Source organism: Paraburkholderia sp. 35.1 (assembly GCF_050436525.1).
GTDB lineage: Bacteria > Pseudomonadota > Gammaproteobacteria > Burkholderiales > Burkholderiaceae > Paraburkholderia > Paraburkholderia tuberum.
Genome location: NZ_JBNDMJ010000003.1, coordinates 1,192,782 through 1,205,239, shown reverse-complemented (window position 1 = coordinate 1,205,239; position 12,458 = coordinate 1,192,782). Strand labels below are relative to the sequence as shown.

12 protein-coding genes are annotated in these 12,458 nt (G+C 64.0%); 8 read left to right on the top strand and 4 right to left on the bottom strand.

Annotated elements, in window-relative coordinates:
• The first annotated feature begins 96 nt into the window (after window positions 1-96).
• Together OKW27_RS25600 and xerD are read left to right on the top strand one after the other, a co-directional pair.
• Window positions 97-567 carry a methylated-DNA--[protein]-cysteine S-methyltransferase gene (locus OKW27_RS25600; RefSeq protein WP_090801634.1) on the top strand — a complete coding sequence of 157 codons (471 nt, stop codon included), beginning with the start codon at window positions 97-99 and terminating at the stop codon, window positions 565-567.
• Window positions 564-1,520, top strand: a complete 957-nt coding sequence (gene xerD, locus OKW27_RS25595) for a site-specific tyrosine recombinase XerD (RefSeq protein WP_429335238.1) — start codon at window positions 564-566, stop codon at window positions 1,518-1,520. The genes OKW27_RS25600 and xerD overlap by 4 nt, the downstream gene beginning before the upstream one ends.
• A gap of 33 nt (window positions 1,521-1,553) precedes the next feature.
• On the opposite strand, the gene OKW27_RS25590 is transcribed toward xerD, so the two are convergent.
• A complete protein-coding gene (locus tag OKW27_RS25590) occupies window positions 1,554-3,116 on the bottom strand; it encodes a class I adenylate-forming enzyme family protein (RefSeq protein WP_429335237.1) in 1,563 nt (520 codons plus the stop codon).
• Between the two features lie 151 nt (window positions 3,117-3,267).
• Here OKW27_RS25590 and ybaK point away from each other — a divergent pair, with 151 nt between their 5' ends.
• Both ybaK and plsY read left to right on the top strand, forming a co-directional pair.
• Window positions 3,268-3,759, top strand: a complete 492-nt coding sequence (ybaK, locus tag OKW27_RS25585) for a Cys-tRNA(Pro) deacylase (protein WP_090801630.1) — start codon at window positions 3,268-3,270, stop codon at window positions 3,757-3,759.
• A gap of 142 nt (window positions 3,760-3,901) precedes the next feature.
• On the top strand, window positions 3,902-4,537 hold the full coding sequence (gene plsY, locus OKW27_RS25580) for a glycerol-3-phosphate 1-O-acyltransferase PlsY (RefSeq protein ID WP_184023064.1): 636 nt from the start codon (window positions 3,902-3,904) through the stop codon (window positions 4,535-4,537).
• Window positions 4,538-4,631: 94 nt separating this feature from the next.
• Here plsY and OKW27_RS25575 read toward each other — a convergent pair whose 3' ends face one another.
• On the bottom strand, window positions 4,632-5,117 hold the full coding sequence (locus OKW27_RS25575) for a YajQ family cyclic di-GMP-binding protein (RefSeq protein WP_429335236.1): 486 nt from the start codon (window positions 5,115-5,117) through the stop codon (window positions 4,632-4,634).
• Window positions 5,118-5,401: 284 nt separating this feature from the next.
• Between OKW27_RS25575 and murB the strand changes: the two genes are divergently transcribed.
• Entirely contained in the window at window positions 5,402-6,442 is a 1,041-nt protein-coding gene (gene murB, locus OKW27_RS25570; RefSeq protein ID WP_429335235.1) for a UDP-N-acetylmuramate dehydrogenase, read from the top strand.
• 811 nt (window positions 6,443-7,253) lie between these two features.
• Here murB and argF read toward each other — a convergent pair.
• Window positions 7,254-8,183: an ornithine carbamoyltransferase gene (gene argF / locus OKW27_RS25565; protein ID WP_090801624.1), complete on the bottom strand. Its 930-nt coding sequence runs from the start codon at window positions 8,181-8,183 to the stop codon at window positions 7,254-7,256.
• 505 nt (window positions 8,184-8,688) lie between these two features.
• Between argF and OKW27_RS25560 the strand changes: the two genes are divergently transcribed.
• Complete coding sequence (locus tag OKW27_RS25560) at window positions 8,689-9,036, top strand: DUF3579 domain-containing protein (RefSeq protein ID WP_090801622.1); 348 nt, start codon at window positions 8,689-8,691, stop codon at window positions 9,034-9,036.
• Window positions 9,037-9,194: 158 nt separating this feature from the next.
• Here OKW27_RS25560 and rpsT read toward each other — a convergent pair whose 3' ends face one another.
• Window positions 9,195-9,473, bottom strand: a complete 279-nt coding sequence (gene rpsT, locus OKW27_RS25555) for a 30S ribosomal protein S20 (RefSeq protein WP_027198671.1) — start codon at window positions 9,471-9,473, stop codon at window positions 9,195-9,197.
• A gap of 508 nt (window positions 9,474-9,981) precedes the next feature.
• Between rpsT and murJ the strand changes: the two genes are divergently transcribed.
• Together murJ and OKW27_RS25545 are read left to right on the top strand one after the other, a co-directional pair.
• Window positions 9,982-11,532 (top strand): murein biosynthesis integral membrane protein MurJ, encoded by a 1,551-nt coding sequence (murJ, locus tag OKW27_RS25550; protein ID WP_090801620.1) that lies wholly within the window; start codon window positions 9,982-9,984, stop codon window positions 11,530-11,532.
• A 5-nt stretch (window positions 11,533-11,537) separates the two neighbouring features.
• Window positions 11,538-12,380 carry a SirB1 family protein gene (locus OKW27_RS25545; RefSeq protein WP_429336598.1) on the top strand — a complete coding sequence of 281 codons (843 nt, stop codon included), beginning with the start codon at window positions 11,538-11,540 and terminating at the stop codon, window positions 12,378-12,380.
• Window positions 12,381-12,458 lie beyond the last annotated feature (78 nt).

The window sequence follows — 12,458 nt, the reverse complement described above, 5'->3', positions numbered from 1 at the left end:
GGCCACGCAGCGCTCCTTACTCCTTGCCCTGCGGCCGATAGCGGGCATTCGCACGTGCGTTCCATATGTAAACAGACCCTAGAGGAGCAGGCAATCATGTTCAACGCAGTGATCGATGCGCCGTTCGGCAAGATCGGCATCCGGCTCGAAGGCGAAGCCGTGCGCGAGATCGTCTATCTGCCCGACTCGACGCCCAACGTTGCGCCCGACACGCCGCTCGCACGCGAGGTGGCCGAACAGATCGAGCGTTATTTCGAGCACGCGTCAGCGAAATTCGAGCTGCCGCTCGCCGAGTGCGGCACCGCGTTCCAGCGGCGCGTGTGGCAGGCGATCAGCGACATCCCGCCCGGCGTCGTGCTGACTTACGGACAACTCGCCAAGCAGCTCGGCAGCGTGCCGCGCGCGGTCGGCCAGGCGTGCGGCGCCAATTTCTTTCCGATCGTGATTCCGTGCCACCGCGTGGTGAGTTCGAGCGGCATCGGCGGCTTCGCGCATGATGGCGGCGACGGCTTCTTCCGCAACGTGAAGCGCTGGTTGCTCGCGCATGAAGGTGTGCCGTACGTATGAGCACCAGCACCACCACCAATACCGCTGTACACGTCGAAGACACGGCCGCCGCATCACCGCTGCTGCTGACCAGCTCCGCATCGATCGACGCCTTCTGCGACGCGCTGTGGCTCGAGCATGGCCTGTCGCGCAACACGCTCGACGCGTATGGCCGCGACTTGCGGCTCTTCTGCGAATGGCTCGCGCACGCGCGCAATGCTTCCCTCGACACCGCGAGCGAAGCCGACCTGAGCGCCTACAGCGCGGCGCGGCAAAAGGACAAGGCGACCTCGGCGAACCGCCGGCTGTCGGTGTTTCGCCGCTATTACGCATGGGCGGTGCGCGAGCATCGCGCGGCCGCCGATCCGACCTTGCGCATCCGCTCGGCGAAGCAGCCCCCGCGATTTCCTTCGACGTTGAGCGAGGTCCAGGTCGAAGCGTTGCTCGGCGCACCCGACATCGACACGCCGCTCGGCTTGCGCGATCGCACGATGCTCGAGTTGATGTACGCGAGCGGCTTGCGCGTGACCGAACTGGTCACACTGAAAACCGTCGAGGTGGGACTCAACGAAGGCGTCGTGCGCGTCACTGGCAAGGGCTCGAAGGAGCGGCTGGTTCCGTTCGGCGAAGAGGCGCACGCGTGGATCGAGCGCTATCTGCGCGAGGCGCGCCCGGCGCTCCTCGGCCCGCGCGCGGCCGATGCGCTATTCGTGACGACACGCGCGGAAGGCATGACGCGCCAGCAGTTCTGGAACATCATCAAGCGACACGCGCAGGCCGCGGGCGTCCATGCGCCGTTGTCGCCGCACACGCTGCGGCACGCGTTCGCGACCCATCTGCTCAATCACGGCGCGGATCTGCGCGTCGTGCAATTGCTGCTCGGTCACACCGATATTTCGACGACGCAGATCTACACGCACGTCGCGCGAGAGCGGCTGAAATCGCTGCATGCGCAGCATCATCCGCGCGGGTGAGCACGACGTGAAGCGCGCGGGTGCCCGCGCGCTTCACACGAACTCGCGTAACCGGTGCTTGAGAATCTTGCCGGTCGATGCGGCCGGCAGCGCCGCGAGCACCTTCAGCTCGGCTGGCCGCTTATACGGCGCGAGCCGCTCGCCGCACCACGCGATCAACGCCGCGGGCGTGACCGTCGCGCCGGAAACCAGTTCGACGAATGCGATCACCTCCTCGTTGCCCTCGACCGCGCGTCCGATCACCGCCGACTGCACGACCTGCGGATGCGCGTTCAGCACGTGCTCGACCTCGGCCGGATACACGTTGAAGCCCGAGCGGATGATCAGCTCCTTGCTGCGCCCGACGATATGCAACGCGCCGTCCGCGGCCTGCCGCGCGAGGTCGCCGGTCTTCAGCCAACCATCCTCGGTGACGGTCGCGCGGGTCTGCTCGGGGTTGCGGTAATAGCCGAGCATCACGTTCGGCCCGCGCACCCATAGCTCGCCGATCTCGCCCGGCGCGGCTTCGGCGCCGTCGAGCCCGACGAACTTCACTTCGACGCCTGGAATGACTTCGCCGACCGAGCAATCGGCGCGCGGTGCGTCGACCATCGTCTGCGACACGGTCGGGCTGCTTTCGGTCATGCCGTAGCCGTTGTGCAGCGGCAGACCGTACACGGCTTCGACCTGCGCCTTCAGCGCGGCGTCGAGCGGCGAGCCGCCCGAGTACGCGAAGCGCAGTCGCGGCGCGGACCATGCGTGGCCGTGCGTGTGCAGATGTTCGAGCAGCTTCGCGTGCATCGCCGGCACGCCCTGGAAGATCGAGACGTGCTCGGCGGCGAGGGCGAGGCGCACCGCTTCCGGCACGAAGCGCGGCGCGAGCCGCAACGTCGCGCCCGCATGCAGGCTGCCGAGACACACCGACGCGAAGCCGTACACATGCGAGATCGGCAGCACCGCATAGACGACGTCGTCGGGCCCGACCTGGCGCAGCCGGCTCGACACGGCCGCGATGTACAGCAGATTGCGATGCGACAGCATCACGCCTTTCGGCGTGCCGGTGGTGCCGGTCGTGTAGATCAGCGCCGCGCATTGGCGGTCGCTGGCGGCTTCGACGGCTTCGGCTTGCGCGCTGCTGTCCACCGCATACGACCATGCGCCGATGTCCGGCGACAGCGTGGGTGCGGGTGTCGCTCGATGCCGCTCAGCATGCTGGCGTGCGTCGGGCGAGCTTTCGAGCGCATACGCGACGACGCGCGGTTGCGCATGCGCGCGGATCGAATCGAGTTCGGCGGCCGACAGTCGGGCGTTCGACACGAGCGCCCACGCATCGAGCTTCGCGGTCGCGAACAGCAGCACGATTTGCGCGATGCTGTTCTCCGCGACGATCATCACGCGATCGCCGCCGCGCACGCCCCGGTCGCGCAGCAGCGCGGCGGCCGCTTCGACGGCCTCGCGCAGTTGCGCGTTGGTCAGGCGGCGCGCATCTTCGATCAGCGCGACATGCCGCGGATCGCGCGCGGCGGCGAGCGCCGGAATGTCGCCGATGCGCGCGGGCAGGGCGGCGAGCAGCGCGGGGATATCGATCGTGGAACGGATGGATGAAGCCTGCTTCAACACTGTCTCCTCTTTACCAATTCGTGGCCCTGCGCGCAGTATCTCGCACCGCGCCGGCATATTTTCGAACGATCGTGCCACAAGTGTCGAACCCGCACAATTGGCCATCCGGCAAATAGCCGTTGTGCAAACTCGCCATTACAATGCGCCGATGAGCAAATCCAGACATGTGTCGGAAACACCCGCCACGCAGCTGCTGCGCCGTCACGGCGTCACGTTCGGCGAGCATCCTTACGACTACGTCGAGCATGGCGGCACCGCGGAATCGTCGTGCCAGCTCGGCGTCGACGAGCATCACGTCGTGAAGACGCTGGTGATGGAAGACGAGCACGCGAAGCCGTTGATCGTGCTGATGCACGGCGATCGCACCGTCAGCACCAAGAACCTCGCGCGGCAGATCGGCGCGAAGCGCGTCGAGCCGTGCAAGCCCGAGGTCGCGAACCGGCATTCGGGTTATCTGATCGGCGGCACGTCGCCGTTCGGCACGCGCAAGCAGATGCCGGTGTATGTCGAGTCGACCATTCTCGAGATGGACAAAATCTGGTTGAACGGCGGGCGGCGCGGCTTTCTCGTCAGCATCGAGCCGAAGGTGCTCACCGATCTGCTCGCGGCAAAGCCGGTGCAATGCGCGAGCGTGGACTGACGCCGATGAGCGGGTTGACATTTGCCTGAATGTTTTTCGCGCGGACGCGTTCGGTAAAATGTGCGCCGCCCTGATTCGACGGGCATGCCCTGTTGCGGTTGGGGTATCGAATGTCAGACCGCGATCCTTATAAGAGTCCCAGATGCAAAACCTGATCGTCGCTGTCGTTGCCTATCTGATCGGTTCGTTGTCGTTTGCCGTGATCGTGAGCGCCGCGATGGGTCTCGACGACCCGCGCTCGTACGGCTCGGGCAACCCGGGCGCCACCAACGTGCTGCGCAGCGGCAGCAAGAAGGCCGCGATTCTGACGCTGATCGGCGATGCCTTCAAGGGCTGGCTGCCGGTATGGCTGGTCGTGCATTTCGGCGCGCGTTACGGGCTCGACGAGCGCGCGATCGCGATCGCGTCGCTTGCGGTGTTTCTCGGTCACCTGTATCCGATTTTCTTCCGCTTCAAGGGCGGCAAAGGCGTCGCGACCGCGGCGGGCGTGCTGCTCGCGATCAACCCGACGCTCGGCGTCGCGACCTTGCTAACCTGGCTGATCGTCGCGTTCTTTACGCGCTACTCGTCGCTCGCGGCGCTGTGCTCGGCGCTGTTCGCGCCGCTGTTCTACGTGTTTCTGTTCGGGCCGCGCATCGTCGCGCTCGCGGTTCTGGTGATGAGCCTGCTGCTCGTGTGGCGGCATCGCGGCAATATTGCGAAGCTGATGCGGGGGCAGGAGAGCCGTATCGGCGACAAAAAGAAGGCAGCCGGTCCGGCGGCGGGCAACGATCTTTGAAGTGGGCTGAGCGCTTCGCCCGGCCCGATGGCCCGATGCGAAGCGCTTCCGGGTCCGGCGGCAGGCTCGTTGCAAGCCAGGCGCGCCGTGCCGCTTAGTCGCGGAAGTTGTTGAAGTCGAGCGGCGTGTCGGTCACGTCCTTGCGCAGCATCGCCATCACGCTTTGCAGATCATCGCGCTTCGCACCGGTGATGCGCACCGCATCGCCCTGAATGCTCGCCTGCACCTTGATCTTGCTGTCCTTCACCAGACGCACGATTTTCTTCGACAGATCGCCCGAGACGCCCTTCCTGATCTTGATGACCTGCTTGACCTTGTCGCCGCCGATCTTCTCGATCTTGCCGTAGTCGAGGAAGCGCACGTCGACGTTGCGCTTGGCCATTTTCGACAGCAGCACGTCCTTCACCTGGCCGAGCTTGAAGTCGTCGTCGGCGTACGCGGTGATTTCGTTTTCCTTGTGTTCGACGCGCGCGTCGGACCCCTTGAAGTCGAAACGCGTCGAAATTTCCTTGTTGGACTGCTCGATCGCGTTCTTGACTTCGATCATGTTCGCTTCGCAGACGACGTCAAACGATGGCATTGCTTTCTCCCAATAGTGCGGCAGTGCGCGACACAGCCGGTCGGCTGAGCGCGAGGCACTCGCTATAATCACGGACCGGACGTCATTTTACCGACGCCGCTCTCTTTTGCCCAAGGCCGCCGCGCGGCGTCGCGACGGCGGGCGATCCCGCGTCGGGCGGCGCCGCTCGTGTCGTTAGGCGCGTCGTTGGTTGTTTTTCGTCGATTCCTGTTGCTTCCCGTCGTTGCCCTGTTGCCATTCCGATGTCCCAATCCGCTCTTGCCGCTCCCGCCGTCGCGTCCCTCATGGCCGGCTATCCGCTGAAGGTCCACAACACCTTCGGCTTCGACGTGCGCGCGCAGTTCGCGTGCCTGATCGAGCGTGAGGAACAGTTGCTCGCCGCGGTGCGCGATCCGCGCGTCGAGGGCCTGCCGCGCCTCGTGCTGGGCGGTGGTAGCAACGTCATGCTGACCGGCGACTTCGCCGGGCTCGTGCTGCTGGTGGCGCTGCGCGGGCGCCGCGTGGTGCGCGAGGATCAGGATGCGTGGTATGTCGAGGCGGCTGGCGGCGAGCCGTGGCACGAGTTCGTCGCGTGGACGTTGGCGCAGGGCATGCCCGGCCTCGAGAATCTCGCGCTGATACCTGGCACGGTCGGCGCGGCGCCAATCCAGAACATCGGCGCGTACGGGCTCGAAATGTGCGAACGCTTCGCGTCGCTGCGGGCGATCGAGCTCGTGACCGGCGAGGCCGTCGAACTCGACGGCGATGCGTGCCGGTTCGGCTATCGCGACAGCCTTTTCAAGCGGGAAGGGCGCGAGCGCTTCGTGATTGCGTCGGTGACGTTCCGTTTGCCGAAGGCGTGGCAGCCGCGCGCGGGCTACGCGGATCTCGCGCGCGAGCTGGCGGCGCGCGGTCCTGCGGCGAGCGCTGGCCAAGCCGAGGGTGCGGCCACGCAGCCGACCGCGCAAGCCATTTTCGATGCGGTCGTCGCCGTGCGGCGTGCGAAGCTGCCCGATCCGCTCGAACTGGGCAACGCGGGGAGCTTCTTCAAGAATCCGGTAATCGATGCCGCCCAGTTCGAGGCGCTGAAGCGTCGCGAGCCGGAAGTCGTGTCGTATGTGCAAGCGGATGGGCGGGTGAAGCTGGCGGCCGGCTGGCTGATCGACCGATGCGGCTGGAAGGGCCGCGCGATGGGCGCGGCGGCCGTGCATGAGCGACAGGCGCTGGTGCTGGTGAATCGCGGTGGCGCGAGCGGCACGGAAGTGTTGGCGCTGGCACGGGCGATCCAGCACGACGTGTTCGAGCGATTCGGCGTGGAACTGGAGGCGGAGCCAGTTTGCCTGTGAGCGACAGTTCTCTCTTTTCGCGCTGAGTTGCCCCGCGGAGCGTCGCCGCCGACGAATGCAAAAGGCGCCGGGAGTTTCCTCCCGGCGCCTTTTTTGGTGCGCCAGGCATGGCGCGTAGCGCCGTGACTGGCGCTGTCCGACCCGCTGTGGTGGCGAGCCGGATGACTTGGGGGTGAAAGTCCTCTGCACACCCGGCAAGGGGAAGTGCTAGCTGAACGGCAAGGGTGTCCGTCGTAAGGCGGAATCTGAAGGAAGCCGCAGGCAAAATGCTGGCCTGACGAACAGGAAGCGGATATCAGGCGGTGTGGCGGGGTGAGCAGTCCAAGATCTGTAAAGCCCAATACTTGCACGGAACGCCACGACGTAGATCCGACAGGCATAAGCAGGAAGGTCGCGCGCATTACCCTGGGAGCCCCGTCAGTCTGCCTTGTGCTACTGGCATCGCAAGGTGCCGGGATGGGCTGGCGGGAGTCAGCAGAGGCCATAGTAGCGGCTCGGAACCGGAGCAGTGAAGGGCCGAACCTGACGAGAGTGGATAGTCACGCGTGCTCTCTGAGCGTTTGGGCACAAGTCTCGGCACAGCCGGGAGCCTGCGATCAAACTTGACGGCCGGAAGCCTGAGAGAGGTTGGGGTGTCCATTGAACGACAGGCGACACGACGAACGAAACGAAGCTCGCTGGAGCAATCCAGTCGTCAGGAAACGCCGGATACGTGATCCGTACGTCCGGTGTTGTGGGAGGACGGCGGGGGCAACCCCGCCTCCTACCCGATTGCCCGCGGTTCCGGCGCGTGTATGGACCAGCGGCTCGCTCAGTGATTGAGCTTGCCGAGCAGCAGGTATTCCATCAACGCCTTCTGCACGTGCAGACGGTTTTCCGCCTCATCCCACACGACGCTCTGCGGTCCGTCGATCACTTCCGCGCTGACTTCTTCGCCGCGATGCGCGGGCAGGCAGTGCATGAAGAGCGCGTCGGGATTCGCGCGCGCCATCATGTCGGCGTCGACGCACCAGTCTGCGAAGGCCTTCTTGCGCGCTTCGTTCTCGGCCTCGAAGCCCATGCTGGTCCACACGTCGGTGGTGACGAGATCGGCGCCCGTGCAGGCTTCGTTCGGGTCGTCGAATTCCTCGTAGAACGACGCGCTTTGCGCCGCGACGAGCGCGCGGTCGAGCTTGTAGCCGGGCGGCGTGGACAGGCGCAGCCTGAACCCGAGAATCTGCGCGGCTTCGATCCACGTGTACAGCATGTTATTCGCGTCGCCGACCCACGCGACCGTCTTGTCGCGAATTGGACCGCGATGCTCGAAGTACGTGAAGATGTCTGCGAGCACCTGACACGGGTGGTATTCGTTCGTGAGCCCGTTGATCACCGGCACGCGCGAATTCTCGGCGAAGCGCTGGATGATGTCCTGGCCGAACGTGCGGATCATGATGATGTCGACCATGCGCGAGATGACCTGCGCGGCGTCTTCGATCGGCTCGCCGCGGCCGAGCTGCGTGTCGCGCGTGCTCATGAACACGGCGTGGCCGCCCAGCTGGAAGATGCCGGCTTCGAACGACAGGCGCGTGCGTGTCGAATTCTTTTCGAAGATCATCGCCAGCGTGCGGTCATGCAGCGGGTGATAGGTCTCGTAGTTCTTGAATTTGCGTTTCAGGATGCGCGCGCGCTCCAGCACGTACTCGTAGTCTTCCAGCGAGAAGTCCTTGAACTGCAGGTAGTGGCGAATTTTCTTGGCGGTCATGAAACAAATACGGCGGTCTCACCCGGCAGGGTTGCCGGACTGCGCCGCCGTCGGTATGGTGGTAACTCCATGCAGCATAAAGGATTTCGCCTCGTTTGACGAGTCGGCGGGAGGGCGCCGAAAGCGATTCGAAAGCGTCGTATCGCGCTTCGCGGGGTCATCGGAAGGCGCTTGTGTGCGCTGCGGAAAAGGGCCCGCTGCGCTATAATCTGCGGGTTATCCCAAAGCCCAGCAGGCCGGCGTTTCGCATGAAGAAACGCGGCTCGTGCGGCGCGGAAAGCCTGTCAAGGCGTGGCCGTCATGACAGACGCCAGAGCGGTTCAGCCGGTTCGCCGCAGCGGTTCTCGTGGTGCGGTTCATCATTGTTGCGTTAGCGCCAGATCCCACGCACGTCGCAGGTGGCTGCAAGCGCTTGCCGTACATGCCGCTTGCGGTGAGTTCGCGCGTACAACTGGCGTCGCCGGTTGGTCGTCATTCCGCTGGGCAGTCACACAGGTATTTCTACATGGCCGAAGCAGCTCCAATCGAATATTTCATTCAGGGCATTACGTCGACCGGAAAAAAATTTCGGCCGAGCGACTGGTCGGAGCGGCTCGCGGGCGTCATGTCGTCGTTCGGGCCCGGCGTGAGGAAGGGGCCGAACGCCTATATGCAGTACTCGCTGTACGTGCGGCCGACCATGATCGGCGACCTCAAATGCGTGATTCTCGATTCGCGGCTGCGCGACATCGAACCAATGGCCTTCGATTTCGTTATGAACTTCGCGAAAGACAACGACCTGCTGGTCACCGAGGCGTGTGAGCTGGAACTCGACCATGCGCCTGCGCCGCAAGCCAAACGGCAGGTCATCTGATGTAAGTCGACCGGATCGGCAAAAGCAAAAAAAACAAAAACCCGCAAGCAGCGGGTTTTTTTGTGGCTGGCAATTCAACCGAAACAAAAAAGCCCGCCAAAGCGGGCTTCTTGTGCAGCGGAAACAGGAGGTAGCCCGCCGAAGCGGGCCGACCGGAATTACTGCGCTGCGGGCGCTTGCAGACCCTTGACGGCTGCAGCGAGGCGGCTCTTGTTGCGAGCTGCCTTGTTCTTGTGAACGATGTTCTTGTCGGCGATGATGTCGATGGTCTTCGACGATGCCTTGAAGATTTCGGCGGCCTTAGCGTGATCGCCTGCGTCGATTGCCTTGCGGACAGCCTTGATAGCCGTGCGGAACTTCGAGCGCAGTGCCGAGTTGTGCGAGTTTGCCTTCGCGGCCTGGCGGGCGCGCTTGCGTGCTTGTGCGGAGTTAGCCATGACGGTTCCTTATCCTGTTCCTGTTTCCAGTACCCGGCCTTCAATGATGAGGCGAGGTGCTGCTTCTCGATCCGAACCCTTGGAAGCGATTGCCCAAGGGCGCAAAAGTGTCGAAAAAATCGATCGAACTACGCGAAGGCGGGCCCGTGTTTCAAGGCATCCGGATGTATTGACAGGCGGCGCTGCGCCAACCTGAGAACCGCGTCCGAAGACCATTCGAAAACTGAGCAAGCTTCGAAACCGACAATTATAGCAACAAAATCAGGCACGTGACAACGGAAAACACGCGCTGGCGCCACAATGACCGGAGCGGCGTCATGTCGGCGCGTATGTGCTGGCCTCTCCTGCGAGGGCGCCGATGGAAGGCGGGGCGCTGCCGGGAAGACCGCAGAAAACACAAGAAATCGCGCTTTCCAGCCGATCGCGGCGAACGTCCGCGTGGCAAATCGGTCCGAATCGCGTTCTGGCTCGTCGCCCGCATTGGCGGGACCCGTATAATAAGCGCCCCATGAATCTATTACGAGCCCTGCTGACGGTCAGCGGCTTCACGCTGCTGTCGCGCGTGACCGGACTGGCCCGTGAAACGTTGATCGCCCGTGCGTTCGGCGCCAGTCAATACACCGACGCTTTCTACGTCGCCTTTCGCATTCCGAACCTGCTGCGTCGCATTTCCGCCGAAGGCGCGTTCTCGCAGGCCTTCGTGCCGATCCTCGCGGAGTTCAAGAACCAGCAAGGCCACGACGCCACCAAGGCGCTCGTCGACGCGACCTCGACCGTGCTCGCGTGGGCGCTCGCCGTGCTGTCAGTGATCGGCGTGGTCGGCGCGTCGGGCGTCGTGTTCGTCGTCGCGTCGGGCCTCGCGCACGAGGGCCACGCGTACCAGCTCGCGGTCGCGATGACGCGCATCATGTTCCCATACATCATTTTCATCTCGCTGACGTCGCTGGCGTCGGGCGTGCTGAATACGTACAAGAACTTTTCGTTGCCCGCGTTTGCGCCCGTGCTGTTGAACGTCGCGTTCATCGCCTCCGCCGTATTCCTCGCGCCGCGCCTGCAAACGCCGGTCTATGCGCTCGCCTGGGCAGTGATCGTCGGCGGCGTGCTGCAATTCGTCGTGCAGCTGCCGGGCCTCAAGAAGATCGACATGGTGCCGCTCATCGGCCTGAACCCGCTGCGCGCGCTCGCGCATCGCGGCGTAAAGCGGGTGCTCGCGAAGATGGTGCCGGCGATGTTCGCGGTGTCGGTCGCGCAGATCAGCCTGATCATCAACACCAACATCGCGTCGCACATCGGCCCCGGCGCGGTGTCGTGGATCAACTACGCCGACCGGCTGATGGAGTTTCCGACCGCGCTGCTCGGCGTCGCGCTGGGCACGATCCTGCTGCCGAGCCTGTCGAAGGCGCACGTCGATGCCGACTCGCATGAGTATTCGTCGCTGCTCGACTGGGGACTGCGCGTCACGTTCCTGCTCGCCGCGCCGAGCGCGATCGCGCTGTTCTTTTTCGCCCAGCCGCTGACAGCGGTGCTGTTCAACTACGGCAAGTTCGACGGCAATGCGGTCGTGATGGTGAGCCGCGCGCTCGCCGCCTACGGAGTCGGCCTGATCGGCCTGATCCTGATCAAGATCCTCGCGCCGGGCTTTTACGCGAAGCAGGACATCAAGACGCCAGTGAAGATCGGCATCGGCGTGCTGGTCGTCACGCAGTTGAGCAACTACGTGTTCGTGCCGGTGCTCGCGCATGCGGGTCTCACGCTGAGCGTCGGGCTCGGCGCTTGCGTCAATGCGTTGCTGCTATTCATTGGTCTGCGCAAACGTGGCATTTATATGCCGTCGAGCGGCTGGCTCAAGTTTTTCGTGCAGTTGCTCGGGGCGTGCCTCGTGCTCGCCGGCGTGATGCGCTGGCTCGCGATCAGCTTCGACTGGATCGGCATGCATACCCAGCCGGTCAGCCGCATGGTGTTGCTCGGTGCGTGTCTCGTGCTGTTCGCCGCGCTGTATTTCGGTATGCTTTGGCTGATGGGCTTCAAGTACGCGTATTTCAGAAGGCGAGTGAAGTGATCACCATGTCGCGGGTTCTCGATTATTTCAGTACGCTCGTCGCCGAAGACGAGAGCCTGCCGCTGACCGAGACGGCGCTCTCGATCGCGCAGGATGCCTATCCCGACCTCGATCTGCAGTCGGTGCTCGCCGAGATCGACGAGCTGGTGCTGCGGCTCCGGCGCCGCATGCCCGACGATGCCGACATCCGTCAGAAGGTTGGCATCCTCAACCGTTTCTTTTTCCGCGAACTCGGTTTCGCGAGCAACCTGAACGATTACTACGACCCCGACAACAGCCATCTGAACGTCGTACTCAAACGTCGCCGCGGCATTCCGATTTCGCTCGCGGTGCTCTATCTGGAGATGGCCGGGCAATTCGGCGTTCCGGTGCGTGGGGTGTCGTTTCCAGGCCACTTCCTGCTGCGCGTGACGATGCCCGACGGCGACGTGATGCTCGATCCGACCACCGGTCATTCGCTGTCCGAAGCGCAGATGGTCGAGATGCTCGAGCCGTACGTCGCGTCGGCTGGCGATTCGGTCGGGCGCGCGCTACGCATGCTGCTGCAACCGGCCACGCATCGCGAGATCGTCGCGCGGATGTTGCGCAACCTGAAGGCGATCTATCTGCAGACCGAGCGTTGGCAACGTCTGCTCGCGGTGCAGCAACGGCTCGTCATTCTGCTGCCGGACAATATCGAGGAAGTGCGGGATCGCGGTTTCGCGTATGCGCGGCTCGATTATCTGCGGCCCGCGCTCGAGGACCTCGAAAGCTATCTCGGCGATCGCCCCGATGCGGAAGATGCCACCGTGGTCGAGTCGCAGTTGCATGAATTGCGGCAGCGCACGCGGCATGATGACGGCGAATAGCGACGCGCGTTTTCACGCTGCATAAAACACAAACGCCTGCACATGTCGCACATGCACAGGCGTTTTTTTATCGCCGTA